We start from the raw sequence: 19,909 nt of genomic DNA on the forward strand, positions 1-19,909 counted from the left end.
TTCAAAATGATCTCAAAAATTGACTAGATAATTCTCTTCCTTAACAGATTCATCCTTCCAAAATTATAAGAAGTAAAATTAGCTTCTCCGAAGAGGCATAGCGTTCTTCCGATTCTTCATCGGAATAATGCAGCCTCAGAGTGAGAACGCTTGTTTTACCATTTCATCGGAATAATGCAGCCTCAGAGTGAGAATGCTTATTTTGCCTCTTATTTTACCTTTTAAATTTGGTAAAATCGCTTAACACTTAGTCAAAATGATAAAATAATCGGCATCAAAAAACGCTTACTTTGATGAACCAAATATAGTGTATGACAAAGAACCGTTACCTGTTTCCATTTATAATGATCACCTCCTTATTTTTTATGTGGGGGTTTGTGCACAATCTGGACCCGGTGTTGATACCACATTTAAAACGATCATTTAGCCTGAGTACGTTAGAAGCGTCACTGGTAGACTCCGCATTGTTTATAGCTTATTTTCTGATGGCGCTCCCTGCGGGCTTCATTATGAAAAAATATGGATATAAAATGGGGATCATTATTGGACTGGGCTTGTTTGCAATAGGCTCTTTTTTATTCATTCCGGCAGCAAATACACAAATGTATGCCTTCTTTTTAGGAGCATTGTTTATCATTGCCTGTGGATTAACGATATTAGAGACAGCAGCAAATCCGTATGCATCATTACTGGGAGCACCGGAAAGTGCAACCTTTAGGCTAAACTTTGCCCAATCATTCAACGGACTAGCAGCTACATTGGCACCCATTATAGGAGCAAAGATCATCCTCGTAAAAGGAGTATCAGAAAAGCAGCTGCAAAGCATGACAGAGTCTGCCAGGAAGATCGCACTGGCATCGGAAGCATCAACAGTAAAAATGCCATATTTGATCTTGGGAATAGTGATCTTGGTAATCGCGGTCATTTTTAGCTTTTTAAAGCTTCCTGAAATTGTGGAAACAGAAGAAGAAGATCAAAAAGAAAGTTGGATAAGCTCGTTCCTTCGTGCGTTTACATACAGGCACTTAAACTGGGCAATAGTAAGCCAGTTCTTCTACGTAGGTGCGCAGGTTTGTGTATTTAGCCTGTTTATCTTGTATGCCACCAAAGCGGCGGGGATTGATCAGCAGACGGCGGCAAAATATTCAGGCTATGGCATTGGACTGGCATTTATGATCGGGCGCTTTGCAGGAACATTTCTAATGCGTTTTATCAAAGCAGAAAAGCTGCTCGCAATATATTCAGTGATCTGTATATTCCTTTCTGTAGTTGCCATAACATCAGCAGGAACAGTCGCATTATACGCAGTAATAGGAATAGCCTTCTTTATGTCGATCATGTTCCCAACCATCTTTTCGCTAGGCATAAAAGATCTGGGTAGGGACACCAAATTTGGAAGCAGCCTCATCATCATGTCAATTGCGGGAGGGGCAGTCCTGCCGCCAATAATGGCATATATTGCGGATAGAACAGACATACAAATAGGCTACGTAGTGCCATTGGTTTGTTTTGTAGTCGTGTTTATGTTTGCAGTAAAAGGACACAAGGTAATTCCGAACCGTGTTGCAGCATAGCAGGAATAGGTTGGTATTTATCAAATAGGGAATAGTAAATATTATAAATGTCTAAGTGATAAATAGACATATTGATTATAAGCATAAGTAATAATAAGTGTCTAATTAATAAAATAAGAATTAACAGCATACATAAAATGAGAACATACTGCCTAACCCTGGATCTGATTGATGATCCTGCACTGATCAAAGCCTACGAGGAAATACATCAGGAAGTATGGCCGGAAATCCAGGAAAGTATTCTTTCTGCCGGAATTAATGCGATGCAGATCTATAGATATAGCAACAGGCTGTTCATGATTATGGAGGTTGGTGAAACATTCAGCTTTGATAAAAAAACAGAAATGGATGTGGCAAACGATAAAGTACAGCAATGGGAAACACTCATGTGGAAATACCAGCAGGCAGTTCCCGGAGCAAAGCCAGGAGAGAAATGGGTTATGATGAATCGCATATTTGAATTGAAAGCCTAATGTCAGCAAGTACAACTAACAGTTTCTTACAGATCCATCCAAAGGATAATGTATTGGTAGCCTTAAAAGACCTTCCAATTGGGGAGGTTATAAATTGGGATAACCGGATTATCATATTGCAGGATGCCGTAAGGGCTAAACATAAGTTCTTTATTGATGAACTTAAGCCAGGTGAAGAAGTGATCATGTATGGGGTGCTGGTTGGTAAAGCAATGGTTGCAATTTCCGAAGGCGGATTGATGACCACAGAAAATGTATACCATGCATCTCAGGATTATGCATACCGGGAAATAGATTGCAGCTGGCAATCACCAGATGTATCCGGTTTTGAGAGCCGTACATTCAATGGCTATCATCGCCCGGATGGAAAAGTAGGCACCGCAAATTATTGGCTCTTTATACCAACTGTTTTTTGCGAAAACAGAAACCTGGATGTCATCAGGGAAGCATTATACAATACATTAGGCTACAATGTAACCGATAAATATAAAGACTTTACTACGCAGCTGCTGCAGGCGTACCAGGAAGGCAGATCAATAGAAACATTCAGTACAGAAACGATCGTTGCATCACATCCGGTTAAGAACCGGGTATTTAAGAACGTAGATGGAATAAAATTCCTGAATCACCAGGGAGGCTGCGGAGGCACCAGGCAAGATGCTTCTTTGCTTGGCAATTTATTGGCAGCATACGCAGATCACCCAAATGTAGCCGGTATCACCATATTAAGTTTGGGCTGTCAGCATTTGCAAACACAAGACTTGCTTGCAGATATCCAGAAACGGAATCCGGGCTTTAATAAAAAGGTGCTCATATTTGAACAGCAGCAAAGCCAGAGTGAAGATCAGCTGATCAGGGAGGCGATCCTGCGGACCTTTGAAGGATTAACAGAGATCAATAAAATAGAACGGGCACCGGCACCATTAAGCAAACTTTGTGTTGGGGTAAAGTGCGGAGGTAGTGATGGCTTTAGCGGCATCTCCGCAAATCCGGCAGTTGGATATACATCAGACCTTCTGGTGGCTCTTGGAGCAAAAGTGCTGCTGGCAGAATTTCCGGAACTGTGCGGTGCAGAACAGAACCTGATAGACCGGTGTACAGACCGTCAGACGGCAGAAAAATTCATTAAGCTCATGCGCGAATATGACGCACAGGCACATGCAGTGGGATCGGGATTTCACATGAACCCATCGCCAGGAAACATAAAAGACGGACTTATCACAGATGCCATAAAAAGCACAGGTGCAGCAAAAAAAGGAGGAACATCACCCGTGGTAGATGTATTGGACTATACCGAACCAGCAACCAGGCCAGGACTGAATCTGGTATGTACGCCAGGTAATGATGTAGAAGCAACAACAGGAAAAGCAGCAAGCGGAGCAACGCTGATCCTGTTCACAACAGGCTTAGGAACGCCAACAGGAAACCCGGTATGTCCGGTAATTAAAATAGCCACAAACACGGCACTGGCAACAAGAATGAGCGACATTATCGACATCGATACCGGGGCAATTATACGCGGAGAAAAAACAATAGAAGAGATGGGAACAGAGATTCTGGAATATTGTATCAAAGCAGCCAGTGGAGAGCTGATACCCAAAGCAGTACAGTTAAATCAGGACGATTTTATCCCCTGGAAAAGAGGAGTCTCCTTATAAATAATTTTTAAACTAAACCCAAATCAAACATAACTAAATATGTTCAGTTTAAACGGAAAATCAGCAGTGGTAACAGGTGGAGGAAGCGGAATTGGACGGGCAATCTCCATGCTGTTTGCAAAGCAAGGTGCGTATGTGCACATACTTGAACTCAATCAGGATGCAGCATCAGAAACCATCAGCAAAATAGAACAGTCCGGGGGGCAGGCAAAAGCCTACAGCTGCGACGTAAGTAAGCAAGTACAGGTCATTGAAGTTTTTAATGCCATCGGAGCAATAGATGTTTTGGTAAATAATGCGGGAATCGCCCATGTTGGAAAAGCGGGAACAACCACAGAAGAAGATTTTGATAAAGTCTATAACGTAAATGTAAAAGGAGCCTATAATTGTTTGTATGCAGCCATCCCTCTATTGATAAAAAGTGGAAAGGGAGTAATCCTGAATATGGCATCAATTGCAGCAATAGTTGGCATTACAGACCGCTTTGCCTATTCAATGAGCAAAGGAGCCATCTATGCAATGACACTTTCAGTCGCACGGGATTATATGGCCGATGGAATCCGTTGCAACAGCATTTCACCAGCGCGGGTACATACACCGTTTGTTGATGGGTTTATTGCCAAGAACTATGCAGGTAAAGAAAAAGAAATTTTTGAGAAATTATCTAAAAGTCAGCCGGTAGGAAGAATGGGAAAACCAGAAGAAGTAGCCGCATTAGCGCTATATCTGTGTTCCGATGAAGCAGGATTTATCACCGGTAATGACTATCCCCTCGATGGAGGGTTTATAAAACTGAATAATTAACTTAGATCGTTCCAATTGGATTGTCCTTAATATAAGTTGAGGATAGCAAACCACGAGCGACAACAGGTAATGCTTAAATTAAATAAATATCATTGAACATTTACTTTTAGCAGAGGTTAGATAAATAGCCTCAAGATCATGCAAAAGCTATTGATATATTAAACTATAATAAATACAAACAATATATATAAGAATGAAATTAATCAGATGGGGATCTGCGGATCAGGAAAAAACAGGAGTGATCATTGACGATATTTCTTACGATACATCGGCCTTCGGCGGTGATTATAATGAGCAATTCTTTAACAATAACGGATTGGTCCGTTTAGAAGAATTTGTTAAAGCAAATCAGGGTAGGTTAATAGAAATCCCTGCCGGATCCAGGCTGGGTTCACCCATAGCACGCCCATCAAAAATAGTATGTATAGGGCTTAACTATGCCGATCATGCGAAAGAAACCAATGCGCCTATGCCACCAGAACCGGTCATCTTTATGAAGTCAACAACTGCAATGGCAGGTCCCTTCGACGATATTGTAATTCCTAAAAATTCAGTCAAAACAGATTGGGAAGTAGAACTGGCCATAGTTATAGGTAAAAAGGCATCCTATATAGAAGAGACAGAAGCACTGGACTACGTAGCAGGATATGTATTACACAACGATGTATCAGAACGCGAGTTTCAGATGGAGCGGAACGGAACCTGGGATAAAGGAAAGGGCTGCGATACGTTTGCCCCGCTCGGGCCATTCCTGGCTACACCCGATGAGATCAGTGATGTAAATAATCTTCGTCTCTGGTTAACCGTAAATGGAAAAATGATGCAGGATGGAACTACGGCCAATTTTATCTTCAACATCCCGTTTGTAGTAGCCTATGTAAGCCAGTTCATGACCTTACTTCCTGGCGATGTCATCTCAACAGGAACACCTGCAGGTGTTGGGCTAGGATTTAAGCCACCCATCTATTTAAAAGAAGGAGATGTGGTAGAGTTGGGTGTTGATGGATTAGGCACTTCAAGGCAGCAGGTTAAAAACTATGTTAAGAATTGATTCACACCAGCACTTCTGGAAATATAATGCCCTAAGGGACAGTTGGATCACCGATGATATGTCAATGTTGCGCAATGATTTCCTTCCGCAGCAACTGGAGCCTATACTTAGGGAATTTAACTTTGATGGCTGCATAGCCGTACAATCAGACCAATCGCCGGAAGAGAATGCCTTTCAGCTGGAAAATGCCGGTAAACACGCATTCATAAAAGCCGTTGTCGGCTGGGTAGATCTGCAGGCGGTAAATATTACAGAACAACTGGAAGAATTGCATCAGTATGAAAAACTGAAAGGCTTCAGGCACATCCTGCAGTCAGAAGCAGACCGGTCGCTGATGTTGAAGCCTGCATTTATGAATGGGGTCAGCCAGTTAAACCAATACGGCTTTACTTATGACATCCTGATTCTCCGGGATCAGCTGACCTATGCCGCAGAGCTAACTGCTAAATTTCCAAACCAGCCCTTTGTATTAGATCATATGGCAAAGCCTGATGTTAAAAACAAAAGCATCAGTCAGTGGAAAACGGAGATCAGGGAACTTGCAAAACGAGAAAATACCTGTTGCAAAATATCAGGGATGCTCACAGAAGCAGATTGGAAAAGCTGGAAGCCGGAAGATCTTATACCCTATCTGGATGTGGTCTTTGAGGCCTTCGGATCCAAAAGAATAATGTATGGGTCAGACTGGCCAGTCAGTCTCCTGGCCGCAAAATACGCACAGCAGTTGAACATGCTGCAAGCGTATGTAACCAGGCTCAGCAAAAATGAACAACAGTTATTCTGGGGAGGTAATGCCGCAGAATTTTACAATTTAAAATAACCACTTTATGGATCTGCAGTTAAAAGATAAAGTCATCATCGTAACAGGAGGAGCAAAAGGCATAGGCGAAGGCATAGTCAGACTTTTGGCAAATGAAGGAGCAATCCCGGTAATCATTGGCCGTAATGAAGCCGATAACTTAAAACTGGTTAAGGAAATCCTGGCTACAGGTAATAACGCATTTCAGTTTCCCGCAGAATTAACCCGGCCGGAAGATCCTGAAAAGGTAATAAACAACGTGCTGCAAAAGTTTGGAACAATTCATGGCCTGGTAAATAATGCCGGGGTAAATGATGGAGTAGGATTGGCAAACGGAAATTATGAACAGTTTGTAGAAAGCCTTCATAAGAATGTGATCCACTATTATCTCATGGCGCACCATGCACTTCCGGCATTAATAAAAACAAAGGGGGCAATCGTAAATATAGGATCTAAAGTAGCAGATACCGGCCAGGGCGGCACCTCAGCTTATGCAGCCTCCAATGGAGCCAGAAATGCACTGACCCGTGAATGGGCGGTTGAGCTACTACCGCATGGTATCCGCGTAAATTCAGTGATCGTTGCAGAATGTTATACCCCGCTTTATCAAACCTGGATCAATTCCATTCCAGATTCCGTACAAAAACTGGAAGCAATAAAAGCAAAGATCCCACTTGGCAAGCGGATGACAACAGCAGAAGAAATAGCCAGCTCAGTAGCTTTCCTGCTTTCAGAAGTTTCCAGCCATACAACTGGCCAACTGATCTATGTAGATGGCGGATACGTGCATCTTGATCGTTCATTAAGTTAACGTTCTCAAGTTAACGTGCTCTAAATAACGTTCTCAAGTTAAAAAGAGAAAATTATTCGCTGGCTGGAATAATCCCGATGAAGAATCGGAATGAATCCTATGCCCGCTCACAACTTCTCTTTTTAATGAAAAATCCTTACTTCTAAATGGCCTTGGTCTCTTTCTGCAGCCACTCAGTCTCTTCGGTAGTCAAAAGCGGACTTAACCGTTCAAAAACCAAAGCGTTATACCTGTTTAACCAGTCAATTTGAGCAGGAGACAGTAATTCCTTAACTACAATACGCGTACTGATAGGAGCAATGGTTAAGCATTCAAACGCGTAAAATTCATTAAACTCATTAATCACATCAGGAATGGTATTAACCAGGTTTTCTATCCGGATCCCATGTTTTCCCGGACGATAGATGCCAGGTTCAACAGAAGTGATCATACCCAGCTCAATAGCTACAGGAGTAGCAGTAGGATTAAAAACCTGCGGCCCCTCATGAACATTTAAAAAATACCCAACACCATGGCCGGTACCGTGACCGTAGTTTAACGCATAATCCCATAAAGGCTTACGCGTAATCGCATCAATCTGGTATCCGCAGGTCCCTTTAGGGAAACGGACCTTGCAGCCTTCAATCATACCCTTTAAAACCAGCGTATAGTCCGTTTTTTCTTCATCCGTATTATTTCCCATAGGAATGGTACGCGTAATATCGGTAGTGCCATAAAAATACTGGCCGCCAGAATCAACCAGGAAAAGGCCCTCAGCCTTAACCTCAGCATTGCTTTCTTCAGAGGCACCATAATGCGGTAAAGCACCGTGGGCACGGTATGCACTGATGGTATTAAAGCTATCACCGATAAAACCATCCTGTTCCGCCCTGAATTTACGAAGCACTGCAGCGGCAGAAAGTTCAGTGATCATGGTAGTCCCAATCGCCTCAGAAAGCCATTTCAGAAAACGGGTAATTGCAACACCATCCTTCAGCATCGCCGTGCGGGTATTAGCCAGTTCAATATCGTTCTTAATGGTTTTAAAATAAGTAGAAGGATTGGTATCCTTTATAATCCGTGCAGAAACAGGAAGCAGCTTTAGATAAGCAAAGCAGTTCCGTTTAGGGTCAATCAAAACAATACTGTGCTTGGGAAGCAAGCTAAGCGCAGCTTCAATCTCTCCATAAGGGAAGATCTCAACACCGCTTTTCAAAAGCGTTTCTTTATCTTCAATGCTTAGCTTCTCCGGATTGATATAAAGCTTGGCATGATCTTGATTGATCAGGGCAAAACCCAAAACAACGGGATTATAGTTCACATCCTTACCGCGCACATTAAACAACCAGGCAAGATCATCCAAAGAAGAGATCAAGTGATGGTCAGCACCCAGCTTTTGCATCTCGGTTCTAACGCCGGCAAGCTTACTGCTTACAGACTGCCCGGCATGTTCATCAGCAATTAAAAAAGCAGGTTCGGCAGGAAGCTCCGGCCTGTTCTCCCAAATTGGGCTTAAGTAATCTTTGTCAGTTAGGTTAATACCCTTGTCAGCAAATTGCTGGCTCATCAGTTCACCTAAAAGGATAGAAAGCAAACGTTCATTGCTAGCTACAACAGCACCCTTGTCCAGCTTTTCAATTAACCATTGAATGTATTCAGGAGCATGCTGTACCTTTTGTTTCACCAGTTCAAAACCGCTGTTCTCCAATTGCTCGGCAGCTTGTTCAAAATATCTGAAATCAGTCCATAAGCCTGCAAAGTCATCGGTAATAACCAAAGTACCCGCAGAGCCTCTAAAGCCAGAAGCAAATGGAATGCATTTATAATGTTTAGGAAGATACTCACTAATGTGTGGATCAGCAGAGGGGATAATATAAGCCGATACATTGTCGGCCTTCATCTGTTTACGTATGGCACTCAGTTTTTCCGGATAAGTCATAATTGCATTTTAATCTGTACGGTAAACGCAAATCTAATTATTTATGAATTACATAGGAGTTATAACCCGTATTTTCTAAAGGCAGGCCATTAAATTTAGCTGTAAAATATTCATAGGTAGTGCCGCCGCACTTAACCGACTTCACTTTAAAATAAAGATCCAGTGTGTCTGCATCATTTTTAAGATCGATGAAAAACCGTTTGCAAATATCCTGACCTATGACAACCTCGGAATGAAAGTCTTTAAGATTTAATTGATAATGACCCTTGGAAGCTGCGATCTCTGAATAATCGAAATCTGCTGGCAGGCCGTTAATACCAGTAACAAAAACGTCAGCTGGTAAGTGTTTTGAAGGAGCTTTTCCAATCAGGTAATCACCGGTTGCTTTATCTTTAAGATCAAGCGCGATCCAGCCATTTCCAACCGAAGCAGGTTCAATATACTGGCATTCATTGCGGCATCCAAATAATGAAATAGTAAATAATACCAGAAGGAGATTAAGAAATGCTTTCATAAATCAAATATCACACTTCTTTTTATTTAGGGTATCAAAAATCTAAATTTTCCTTTCCTAAATAACTTCATTTGTGTTACTTAAAAGGTGCTCCTATCCTGGTGCTATTTTGCAAATTCCCTCATAAATCTGCTTTTTTTAAATAGGGATACAACATTACAGTCTTACTGTAATATCGGCAAGTGGAATTAACCGTTAATTGAACCGCCCAATGTAATTTTTATAGTTATGTAACATATCTAAGATAAGATTCCCAATTTAATTAGAAACCTAATTTTTAATTGGTATACTTTAGAATAAACAATAACTGGCTACGTTACTACCACACCTCAATAGCATACGTAGCCAGCCTGTTTAACCAAATCGCTAAAATCCGCAACTTAATCATCTGCTGCAATAACCGTTTCTAGGTATTTTTACGTGTAATTAATACGTGTTTTTAAGATTTTAGGCAGACAATAAAACTTTTTATGGTCTTAGGTTATTAATTCATTATACAATGAATTGATAACTAAAACATAACGATAATGGCAAAGTATTCAGAAAAAGCTGGAGATAAAGTAGCAGAAACCATGCACGAAATGAAAGAAGGCAAGCTAAAGACCGGAAGTGGTAAAAAAGTAACCTCAAAAAAACAAGCCGTAGCCATAGGCCTTTCAGAGGCCCGTAAAGAAGGGGCTAAAGTTCCAAAGAAAAAGTAACCTGTTTCGGAACAGTAATTGCATACCCATACCGGATATCATTCTTTTTAAGCGCATTAGCTTTCCGATAGAATGACCAGGGAGATATCATATGAGTGCTGAGCTGCGGGAAATAATTTCGAAAAGGAATAATGTCAATATAATAGGAAACGGACCGGTAACGGTAATGTTCGCACATGGTTTTGGCTGCGACCAAAATACATGGCGTTCAATTATACCCGCATTTGAACACGAATATAAACTGGTTTTATTTGACTATGTAGGATCAGGGAATTCAGATCTGACCGCCTATCATGACGATCGTTACAGCACACTTGATGGATATGCACTCGATGTAATTGAGATCTGCAGGGAGTTTGAACTCAGGGATGTAATCTTTATCGGGCATTCAGTAAGCAGTATGATTGGCGTATTGGCTTCACTGCAGGAACCTGCATTCTTTAAAAAGTTGATCCTTATCGGTCCATCGCCACGATACATCAACGACCAGGAATATATAGGCGGACTAGACCGGAAAGATTTAGAAGAACTGCTGGATGTCATGGACCAGAATTACCTGGGTTGGTCAAAAATGATGGCCCCATCCATAATGGGTAACTCAGATCGTCCTCATCTTGCGGAAAGTCTTACCCAAAATTTTTGTGCTGCAGATCCGGAAATCGCTAAAAAGTTTGCCCGTGTCACTTTTCTGTCAGATAACAGGAAAGATCTTTCCAGCGTAACCGTCCCAAGTTTAACCATCCAATGTGAAGATGATTTTCTTACATCAAAGTCCATAGCCGGATATATTCAGCAACACATGCCTAAAAATCAGGTTGTATTGTTGGATACAAGCGGACACTGCCCGCATCTAAGTGATCCGGAAGGTGTAATAGGGGCCATAAAATCTTTTATAACATGTTAAATATGCCACTTCCCGAAGTTCTCAACGGTCTCAATGGTCTCAACGTTCTCAGCGTTCTCACCAGCGATAACTTTCTATATGATCAGCTGCCAACCGGATTTATATCATTCCGGCCTGATGGCAGCATCATCCGCATCAATCAAACCTTTTTAAGTTGGTTAGAAATGCCAAACGATAATACCGTTAAAGAAAATTTTAAATCTATACTTACAAAGGCCTGTGCCGTTTATTATACTTTGGTAATAGAGCCGCTGTTGAACTTACAGCCCCATGTAAATGAGATAAGCCTGAGTTTTAAAACCGCTACAGGAAGTTTTGATGCGCTGTTCAATGCCGTAAGCTATACAAACGACCAGGGAAATTTAATGCTCGTCAATGCATCGGTACAGAAAATAACATACCGGAAAAAATACGAAGCAGAATTGCTATACCAAAAGCGCCTGGAAGAAGAGCAAAAGAGTAAGTTTGAATTCCTGTCCAATACGGTTCCAAACCAAATCTGGACTGCCAGTCCAGATGGCCAACTGGCATTCATCAACCAGCGGGTTAAAGATTACTTTAATATAAATGACCCAGCTCAATTAGGAGGTGCCTTATCGGTGTATGAGGAAGACAAGGAAAAGACCATTGAAGCCTGGAAAAGCTGTCTGCAGACCGGAAAGAAATTTGAAAAGGAAATCCGTCTGCAGGGAACACAGCAATATCCGGAATGGTTTCTTGTAACCGCTCAGCCCTTCTACAATGAACAAGGTGAAATTGAACTTTGGTTTGGATCGTCTACAAACATCCATAAACAAAAATCTTTACAGCTGGCCAACTACTCTGCATTAAGCGAGAGCTTAACAACGGCCCATAAAACCATTGATGAAAATACAGAAACACTGGAGAGTATCGCAGAAAATCAATCACATATGATCCGTAAGCCATTGGCAAATATGCTGGGCTTAATCAATTTATTAAAACTAGAATCCATGTCGCCGGAATGTAGCAGCCTGTTTAAACTTCTGGAACATAGTGCAACAGAATTAGATACCATGATCAAAGAGGTATCTAACCAGATTTAAATCTAACAGATCTCTGCGAAAATAAAGTTCATGAAAATCAACCTGCCTGGTAACTCATAAATGGGATCAGGATAGGCGTCGAAAATTAAGCAGACCAGCATACAAAATATGCCCTGTCATTAAAGTAGTTAAACACGGGCTTTGGTCTGATCCCGAATAAAAAACAAAAGTAATTATCTCCTGTAACCAGTATGTAACGTAATGGTGTAAAAGCAAAAAACATTCCCGTAGTGTTTGCAGAATGCTTAAATTGTACCCCATTAACCAAACATACTCCCGAATGAAGGACTTTGTCAAATTTTACTTCATAACAATCTCCTTGTTTTTATATTCCGGATTGGCCGCACAGCCGGTTAATCCAAAACAATTTTATTTTCAGCAATTGGATAACCGCAATGGCTTATCCAATAGTGCCGTAAATGTAGTATTTCAGGATCGCGATCAGCTCCTTTGGATCGGTACCTGGGATGGCCTCAATATGTACGACGGAACAGACTTTAGGGTATTCAATTACAACAGCGAAAACAGTACAGGCAGCATCGGTAATAATGTAGTGCAGGATATCAAAGAAGATGGAAAAGGTAACATTTGGATCAGTACCATAGGAGGGATCACACGCTTTGAAAAAAGCAGCGGGAAATTTTACCGGTATTTTTACAACCGCACCACAAAACGAAGCATCGCAGAAAAAGAATATCAACTGGTTATCTCAGATAAAGGAACAGTCTACTGCAGCAGTAAAACGTACGGACTAAACCAATACGATCCCACCCTTAATGAATTTAAACCAGCTAAATTTCAGCCGCAAAAAGATATTCTGAAAATAGAGGCCGGTAAAAATGGATACATCTGGATCCTGCAGACTGATGGTATCCTTATCGCTTGTAAAGAAACAACGCCAGGTCCGTTATCCGCTTCATCAGAACAACAAGCCCCAGCATCAAAAAAACAGATTCCGGCATTAAAACAAGTAAAACGATTGCTGCACAACAAAGGCATCAGCAACCTGTACCTGGCCGGATCCGGCGTATTCATTGCCGATAAGCAAAATGAAATATATCACGTTGAAGCCGATTTCAGCATGAAAGCCGCAGGACTGTTAAATACAGCAGGGAAAAATATACACCCGGATATCAAAACCATCACTGCTTACCAAAACGGTTACATCATCGCCTGGGACTCGCAGGGAATAGCAGTCTTCGATCAAAATTTCAAACCATCAGCAATACTGCGGCAGGAAGTAAAACAACTCGCAGCAACAAAAGTCATCTCGTTAACGGCTGGAAAAGATGGCGTGCTATGGATGGGTACCGATGGAAACGGACTCATCAAGATCTATCCGAAAGTAAACCACTTCGGACTCGTCAATAAAGATAACCTGGCAGAGTTGAATAAACCCGTACGCGCATTTGAAGAGGTAGAAGGTAATCTCTGGATAGGAACAAAGGGAAAAGGACTGCTGATCCTGAAAGATTTCAAAACACTGCCCGCACAGTACCAGCGGGAAGTACTTAATACCAGCAACGGATTAGAAAACAATGCGGTCTATGCAATAAAAAAAGGATTGGAACCATACATTTATATTGGGACTGATGCAAAAGGACTTGGCATCTATGACCTCAAAGGCAAACGCAGCATCCCATGGATTTCAGTAAATGGTACATCTGGTCTTCCGGCATTCGGATCCGTATATGCCATTCACCAGGATAGGGACAGCTCACTTTGGCTCGGCACCAGTGGCAGTGGATTGATCCACCTCAAACTAAAAGCAGCAGCAAACGGAAAAATAAGTGTACAGCAGTTCAAACAATACCTTTCCGGAAATGAAAGAGGTCCGGCAAATGATATCATTTATGCACTCAGCAATTCCGGAGATAATCGATTGTGGATCGCCTGCAGATATGGCGGACTAAGTGTTTTGGATAAGAAAACCGGCAAATTTAAAACCTTCCGGGCATCCGGCTACACAAATGGATTATCGAATAACGATGTACTCTCCCTCTACCACGACAATCGTAAGCAATTGTGGATCGGAACCAGCTATGGCTTAAATAAACTAAGCGAAGAAGAATCGTACAAAGAACAGCCCGCATTTGAAAAATTTAGTATGAATGACGGATTGCCAAACAATACCATTCATGCCATAGCGGGAACCAATAACGGCAGTATCTGGGTAAGCACCAATAAAGGGATCGCCCGGTTAGATCCCGAACGCAAAACCATAGCCAGCTTCCGCGAAAGCGATGGTTTACAAAGTAATGAGTTTAGTGATGGCGCCGTATGGAAGTCTGCAGACGGGGTAATCTATTTTGGCGGCATCTATGGCTTTAGCTACTTCATGCCCAATCGCATCATGGGCAATAAGATCCAGCCCAACCTGCTGGTCTCCGGCATCCAGCTGGGCGGAAAAAATCTGGATGAAAACAGGATCCAGGTATTGAAAATCGACAATGCTGCAGTACCCGAATATACCCTGGAACGTAAAAGCAACTTTTTCCAGCTAAGCCTTAAACCCATGAGCTTTCTCAATGAAGCTAAAAATGAATTCGCTTATAAACTCGAAGGACTGGATAAAGGCTGGAATTATTCAGGGCCAATAGGAAACATCATATACAATAACATCCCGCCAGGAAATTATACCATGCAGGTAAAATGGAGCAATGGCGAAGGAATGTGGACAGAAGGCACCCACGTATTTAAGCTGCATATAGAACAATACTTCTGGCTTACCTATCCGGCGCTTTTGCTCTATTTTATACTGATCGTCATCTCCGTTTATGCGTTTTATACCTACCGCAAAAATAAACTGCAAATGAAATATAAGCTGCAGATGGAACACCTGCTTCGTCAAAAAGACGAACAGGAACATCAAAAGCGCTTAAACTTCTTTACCAATATAGCCCATGAAATTCAAACGCCCTTAACCCTCATCATGGGGTCTGTAGAACATTTTCTGCAGAATAAAAAATCAGAGCTCCTTAAAAATAAAGAAAGCAATTACTTTATATCTATTGTACACCAGCATACAGCACGTTTAACGTACCTCGTGCAACAGCTATTGGAATTCAGAAAGGCAGAGGCAGGCTTCCTGAAAAAGAACACCGACTATGTAGACATCAGCAAAATGCTGGACAGCCTTTCAGAGCTGTTTGTACCTGGCAGCGAAAAAAACAACCAGCAATTCACCCGGCAGATCGAACCCGGAATGGCCGGCTTTATCGATAAAGATAAATTCGAAAAGATCCTGTATAACCTGCTGTCCAATGCATTTAAACATTCCGGCAAAAATGAAAACATCCGCTTCAATGCCGAAATGCAGCCTGGAAATAGGCTGCAGGTAGAAGTCTCCAATTCAGGATGCCGCCTGGACCAGCAGGATCTTAAGCAGATCTTCAATAAATTCTATGTAAGCAATGAACAATCGGGCGAAAAGTTCAGCACCGGGATCGGCCTGGCCTTTACCAATGAACTCGTCATCCTAATGGGCGCTTCCATAGCCGTTACACTGCAAAATGGCTGGATCCGGTTTACAGTAACCATTCCGCTTCAGGCAGCAGCAACAGCAGGACAGGAAGTAAAGGTAATCACATCAGCACCATCGTCATTATATGAATCGCTCGTCAAAATACACGAACAGCCAGAACTGCCCTCAGCAGAAGAAGAGAACAAAAACACCCTCATCGATGAACTGCAGCAAAAGAACAGGCAAAGTATCTTAGTCGTAGAAGATGAACCAGAACTTCGCTTCTTAATCCGCAATGTGCTCAAAGAACAATATGTCGTTTATGAAGCCGGAAATGGAACAGAAGCCCTGGCCTTTTTAAATAAAACAATCCCAAATCTGATCATCAGTGACGTGATGATGCCGGATATGAACGGATTGGAACTCTGCCGCAAGGTCAAACAAACCCCCGCAACTGCACAGATCCCATTTGTAATCCTTTCCGCAAGAGGAACAGAAGAGAACAAGGCCGAGGGATATGAAGTAGGAGCAGATGCCTATATCCCAAAACCGTTTCAAATCAATTACCTGCACGTTCGCATCCGTAAGCTGCTCGATTACCAGTCCAGGATGCAGGACCTGATCAAAGATCAGCACATCACTACCCAGTTTATGGATGCCGATATAGCCGATACAGATAAGAAATTCCTGGAAGCATTGCTCAGGGCAATAGAAGAAAATCTCAATGAACCCGAATTAAATGCCGCTGTACTGGAAGAGGCACTTTCCATCAGTAAGATGCAGCTGTACCGTAAGCTGAAGTCACTGGCCGGAATGACACCGGCAGAGTTTATCAAAAGGATTCGGCTAAAACATGCCGCAGACATGCTCATTGCGTCTCAGTATACGGTATCTGAAATTTTCTACCGCACAGGCTTTAACAACAAGTCATACTTTTTCAGGGAATTTAAAAAAATTTACCATTGTGCGCCAAATGAGTACAGGCAGCAGCAATACGAAGAAAATACGCCCATTTTGTAACTATAGTGAACTAAAATGTGATCATAGTACACCACATTGATCATCCCCCCGTATAAATTTGCTATACCAAATATATCACAGATGAAAACAAGTCTACAAGGTTCTCTGGGGTTGGTACTACTGTTAGTACTTTCAGGATTTTCAGCCCTGGCCCAGCAAAAGTTAAGCGGAAAGGTAACCGATGAGAATAATCAGCCTTTTCCAGGTGTCATTGTGCAGCAGTTCAATACACAGAATAAAGTTTCCACCAACGCCAATGGCGAGTATACCATCACATTAACTGCAGATGGCGGTAAGTCACTCCAGTTTAACTATGTGGGGTATACGGCCATTACTTTACCATTTACGGCAACTTCAACAACATTAAATGCAAGCCTGCAGCCCAGCAATTCCAGTTTGGATGAAGTAGTTGTAGTCGGCTATACCACGCAGCGCCGGGGAACCATTACCGGGGCCCTAACCAGCGTAAATGTAGGCGAAGCCCAAAAGCGCCGGGTTGCAGATGTAGCTCAGATGCTGCAGGGTCAGGTAGCAGGTGTACAGATCACCCAAAGCACAGGGGCACCCGGAGATCCGATAGATATCCGGATCCGTGGAGCAAGTATCGGTAACAACAGCCCGCTCTTTGTAATAGATGGAGTGCCAACCACCAATTCATCTTTTGTAAACACCCAGGACATAGAATCGATGAGTGTGCTAAAAGATGCATCGGCAGCAGCCATCTATGGATCAAGGGCCGCAGCAGGGGTCATCATCATCACCACAAAAAAAGGGTCAAGGGATAAACCTGCGTTCGAGGTCAACTATTTTAACGGCATCCAAAAAGTAGCCAATCTGCCAACCATGCTAAATACACAGCAATACCTGGCTAAAGTAGAAGAAGCCTGGAACAATTCCGGCTATACCGGAACAAATCCATATACCAGCCAAAAAAGCCGTACAGACCTGGCCAATACAGACTGGCTCGACGAGTTATTTGAAAATGGACATTCTCAAAGTTTGCAGGTAACCGCAAGCGGCGGATCAGAAAAAGTAAGCTACATGTTCTCCGGCGGGTACTACAACCAGGATGGGGTAGTGGTTTATGACAATGATAAATACCGCAGGATCAACTTTCGTACAAATATCAATGCCAACATGACCGATCGCTTAACCATCGGGGCCAACCTGCAAATGTCACAGGAAAAAAGAGACCAGCTATCCTCAAGGGGTGATGCACCAGGGATCATCAGGCATGCGCTGCTGCGTCCGCCGGTACTGGGTGTCTTCAAAGACCCCTCAGATCCAACCTATTCCCTGGAAGACCCGTTCACAGACTTGCCATTTTACCAGTCAAATGGAACATTTCAGAGCAGCTTGTACGAGTGGACCCAAAACCCGGTCGCACTGGCCTACTTTACAGACAATACGCTAAACCAGTTTAAGACCTTTGGAAATGCATTTGCAGAATTCAATGTCCTGAAAGATAAATCGCTGAAATTTAAAAGCAATGTAGGTATGGAGATCAATTTCAACCACAACAAAGCATTCTTTGAAAACTTTGGCGATAATGACGGCAATGCAGGCCCATTAGATCAGGGAACAGGACGTCAAAACAGGCCAAATGGTTTAAATGAAGATCGCGGAGACGATTATACGCTAACCTGGAACAATACATTAAACTATACCAATACCTTCGGAAAACATGCCGTAAGCGGATTGATCGGGTCAGAATTTATCAACAATACCAGCTCATCCATCAATGCATCACGCCGCCGTTTTGAATTTGATTACCCGGCATTCCGCTACCTGGATCTGGGCTCATCAGCAACAGACCTTTGGAATGGAGGGTATGCATCCGAATATTCATTATTCTCCCTGTTCGCAACAGCCACTTATGTATACAATAACAAATACATGATCACGGCCAATATGCGGGCAGATGCATCTTCCCGTTTTGGTGAAAACAATAAATGGGGATACTTCCCGTCGGTATCTGCCGGATGGGTACTGAGCGAAGAGGATTTTATGAAAGATGCATCCTGGATGTCATATCTGCGTTTACGGGCGAGTACCGGAACCTTGGGTAACCAGAGCGGAATTCCAAACTATTCCTACCTTAAAAAATACAATGCAGAAGGAAAGATCATCCGTTATGGTAACCCCGATCTAAAATGGGAATCTACCTCACAACAAAACTTTGGTGCAGATCTGGGGATCTTTAAAAATAAATTTTACCTGTCTGCAGATTACTTTATCAAAACCACCAGTGATATCTTATTGGGCGTAACCCTTCCTGCACTGGTCGGAAATGTGGATGCAACCATTGTCAATGCCGGCGAAGTAACCAATAAAGGCTTCGAACTCGCAGTAAGTTATAAAGACAGAACAGCAGGGGGCTTTGGATACAACATCAGCGCCAATATGGCAACATTAAAAAATAATGTGGAAAAACTGCATCCAAATGTGCCAAGCATCATCGGCGCTACAACCCGCGCAGTACCAGGCCAGCCGCTTGATGTGTATTACGGATACATCTTTGACGGCATTTACCAAAATACAGCAGAAATAACCAGCCACCAGTCAGGAACTGCAAATCCATCATCCGTACCCGGAGACATTAAGTTTAAAGACTTGAATAATGATGGCCTGATCAATGACCTTGACCGCACCTATATGGGCTCGTCAATACCAAAGCTAACCTATGGTTTTTCATTCTCTACAGATTATAAAGGGTTCGATCTGTCCGTTCTTTTACAGGGAGTTGATGGTGTAGACCGCTATAACGAAAGCAAAAAGATCCTCGATTACGATACCCGCCCGTTTAACCATACCACCAATGTATTAAACAGCTGGCATGGAGAAGGAACAAGCAATACCATACCAAGGATCAGCTTTACCGATAACGGAAGCAGCAGGGTGTCCAGCATATTTATAGAAGACGCATCCTATCTGCGCCTTAAAAATGTGGAACTGGGGTACTCCTTCAGTTCTATCCTGAAGAAAACAAAACTGGGCGTACAGAATATCCGCTTGTATGTATCCGGTCAAAACCTATGGACCTCAACAAACTATAGCGGATTAGATCCGGAGATCTCAGATCAGATGGATTATGGAACCTATCCGCAATCACGTGCCATATTGTTCGGTCTAAACGTTACATTTTAATAGCTACC

At 42.4% G+C, this 19,909-nt stretch carries 14 protein-coding genes; 12 read left to right on the forward strand and 2 right to left on the reverse strand.

The features are described 5' to 3' along the window. Positions 1-311 precede the first annotated feature (311 nt). From fucP to ATK78_RS09965, 7 genes are all read left to right on the forward strand, one after another. Positions 312-1,574: an L-fucose:H+ symporter permease gene (gene fucP, locus ATK78_RS09935; protein WP_133575930.1), complete on the forward strand. Its 1,263-nt coding sequence runs from the start codon at positions 312-314 to the stop codon at positions 1,572-1,574. A gap of 137 nt (positions 1,575-1,711) precedes the next feature. Then, complete coding sequence (locus ATK78_RS09940) at positions 1,712-2,047, forward strand: L-rhamnose mutarotase (protein WP_133575931.1); 336 nt, start codon at positions 1,712-1,714, stop codon at positions 2,045-2,047. Next, a complete protein-coding gene (locus tag ATK78_RS09945) occupies positions 2,047-3,705 on the forward strand; it encodes a UxaA family hydrolase (RefSeq protein ID WP_133575932.1) in 1,659 nt (552 codons plus the stop codon). The genes ATK78_RS09940 and ATK78_RS09945 overlap by 1 nt, the downstream gene beginning before the upstream one ends. A 39-nt stretch (positions 3,706-3,744) precedes the next feature. After that, positions 3,745-4,509, forward strand: a complete 765-nt coding sequence (locus ATK78_RS09950; protein WP_133575933.1) for an SDR family NAD(P)-dependent oxidoreductase — start codon at positions 3,745-3,747, stop codon at positions 4,507-4,509. Between the two features lie 193 nt (positions 4,510-4,702). Then, complete coding sequence (locus ATK78_RS09955) at positions 4,703-5,560, forward strand: fumarylacetoacetate hydrolase family protein (RefSeq protein WP_133575934.1); 858 nt, start codon at positions 4,703-4,705, stop codon at positions 5,558-5,560. After that, positions 5,547-6,380, forward strand: coding sequence for an amidohydrolase family protein (locus ATK78_RS09960; RefSeq protein WP_133575935.1), 834 nt, complete (start codon positions 5,547-5,549; stop codon positions 6,378-6,380). Before ATK78_RS09955 ends, ATK78_RS09960 begins: the two co-directional genes overlap by 14 nt. Before the next feature lie 7 nt (positions 6,381-6,387). Beyond that, positions 6,388-7,170 carry an L-fucose dehydrogenase gene (locus ATK78_RS09965; RefSeq protein ID WP_133575936.1) on the forward strand — a complete coding sequence of 261 codons (783 nt, stop codon included), beginning with the start codon at positions 6,388-6,390 and terminating at the stop codon, positions 7,168-7,170. Between the two features lie 142 nt (positions 7,171-7,312). Here the strand turns inward: ATK78_RS09965 and ATK78_RS09970 are convergent, their stop codons facing one another. After that, the gene (locus ATK78_RS09970; RefSeq protein ID WP_133575937.1) at positions 7,313-9,088 is read right to left on the reverse strand and encodes an aminopeptidase P family protein; all 1,776 of its coding nucleotides are present in this window, start codon (positions 9,086-9,088) and stop codon (positions 7,313-7,315) included. A 37-nt stretch (positions 9,089-9,125) separates the two neighbouring features. Beyond that, entirely contained in the window at positions 9,126-9,602 is a 477-nt protein-coding gene (locus ATK78_RS09975; RefSeq protein WP_133575938.1) for a hypothetical protein, read from the reverse strand. A gap of 527 nt (positions 9,603-10,129) precedes the next feature. Here ATK78_RS09975 and ATK78_RS22745 point away from each other — a divergent pair. The 5 genes from ATK78_RS22745 to ATK78_RS09995 all read left to right on the forward strand — a co-directional run bounded on the left by ATK78_RS22745 (position 10,130) and on the right by ATK78_RS09995 (position 19,901). After that, positions 10,130-10,303, forward strand: coding sequence for a DUF6496 domain-containing protein (locus tag ATK78_RS22745; RefSeq protein WP_166664854.1), 174 nt, complete (start codon positions 10,130-10,132; stop codon positions 10,301-10,303). 91 nt (positions 10,304-10,394) lie between these two features. Next, positions 10,395-11,207 (forward strand): alpha/beta fold hydrolase, encoded by an 813-nt coding sequence (locus ATK78_RS09980; protein ID WP_133575939.1) that lies wholly within the window; start codon positions 10,395-10,397, stop codon positions 11,205-11,207. Further along, positions 11,201-12,271 carry a PAS domain-containing protein gene (locus tag ATK78_RS09985; protein WP_133575940.1) on the forward strand — a complete coding sequence of 357 codons (1,071 nt, stop codon included), beginning with the start codon at positions 11,201-11,203 and terminating at the stop codon, positions 12,269-12,271. Before ATK78_RS09980 ends, ATK78_RS09985 begins: the two co-directional genes overlap by 7 nt. A 280-nt stretch (positions 12,272-12,551) precedes the next feature. Next, on the forward strand, positions 12,552-16,754 hold the full coding sequence (locus ATK78_RS09990) for a hybrid sensor histidine kinase/response regulator transcription factor (protein WP_133575941.1): 4,203 nt from the start codon (positions 12,552-12,554) through the stop codon (positions 16,752-16,754). Positions 16,755-16,835: 81 nt separating this feature from the next. Continuing rightward, a complete protein-coding gene (locus tag ATK78_RS09995; RefSeq protein ID WP_133575942.1) occupies positions 16,836-19,901 on the forward strand; it encodes a SusC/RagA family TonB-linked outer membrane protein in 3,066 nt (1,021 codons plus the stop codon). The last annotated feature ends 8 nt before the right edge of the window (positions 19,902-19,909 follow it).

Origin of the sequence: Pedobacter metabolipauper, from assembly GCF_004362715.1 — a bacterium.
GTDB classification, from domain to species: domain Bacteria; phylum Bacteroidota; class Bacteroidia; order Sphingobacteriales; family Sphingobacteriaceae; genus Pedobacter; species Pedobacter metabolipauper.

Bases quoted from the DNA above. Each gene is read 5' to 3' on its own strand.
- fucP (WP_133575930.1), top strand. From the start codon at position 312: ATGACAAAGAACCGTTACCTGTTTCCATTTATAATGATCACCTCCTTA.
- ATK78_RS09940 (WP_133575931.1), top strand. From the start codon at position 1,712: ATGAGAACATACTGCCTAACCCTGGATCTGATTGATGATCCTGCACTG.
- ATK78_RS09945 (WP_133575932.1), top strand. From the start codon at position 2,047: ATGTCAGCAAGTACAACTAACAGTTTCTTACAGATCCATCCAAAGGAT.
- ATK78_RS09950 (WP_133575933.1), top strand. From the start codon at position 3,745: ATGTTCAGTTTAAACGGAAAATCAGCAGTGGTAACAGGTGGAGGAAGC.
- ATK78_RS09955 (WP_133575934.1), top strand. From the start codon at position 4,703: ATGAAATTAATCAGATGGGGATCTGCGGATCAGGAAAAAACAGGAGTG.
- ATK78_RS09960 (WP_133575935.1), top strand. From the start codon at position 5,547: ATGTTAAGAATTGATTCACACCAGCACTTCTGGAAATATAATGCCCTA.
- ATK78_RS09965 (WP_133575936.1), top strand. From the start codon at position 6,388: ATGGATCTGCAGTTAAAAGATAAAGTCATCATCGTAACAGGAGGAGCA.
- ATK78_RS09970 (WP_133575937.1), bottom strand. From the start codon at position 9,088: ATGACTTATCCGGAAAAACTGAGTGCCATACGTAAACAGATGAAGGCC.
- ATK78_RS09975 (WP_133575938.1), bottom strand. From the start codon at position 9,602: ATGAAAGCATTTCTTAATCTCCTTCTGGTATTATTTACTATTTCATTA.
- ATK78_RS22745 (WP_166664854.1), top strand. From the start codon at position 10,130: ATGGCAAAGTATTCAGAAAAAGCTGGAGATAAAGTAGCAGAAACCATG.
- ATK78_RS09980 (WP_133575939.1), top strand. From the start codon at position 10,395: ATGAGTGCTGAGCTGCGGGAAATAATTTCGAAAAGGAATAATGTCAAT.
- ATK78_RS09985 (WP_133575940.1), top strand. From the start codon at position 11,201: ATGTTAAATATGCCACTTCCCGAAGTTCTCAACGGTCTCAATGGTCTC.
- ATK78_RS09990 (WP_133575941.1), top strand. From the start codon at position 12,552: ATGAAGGACTTTGTCAAATTTTACTTCATAACAATCTCCTTGTTTTTA.
- ATK78_RS09995 (WP_133575942.1), top strand. From the start codon at position 16,836: ATGAAAACAAGTCTACAAGGTTCTCTGGGGTTGGTACTACTGTTAGTA.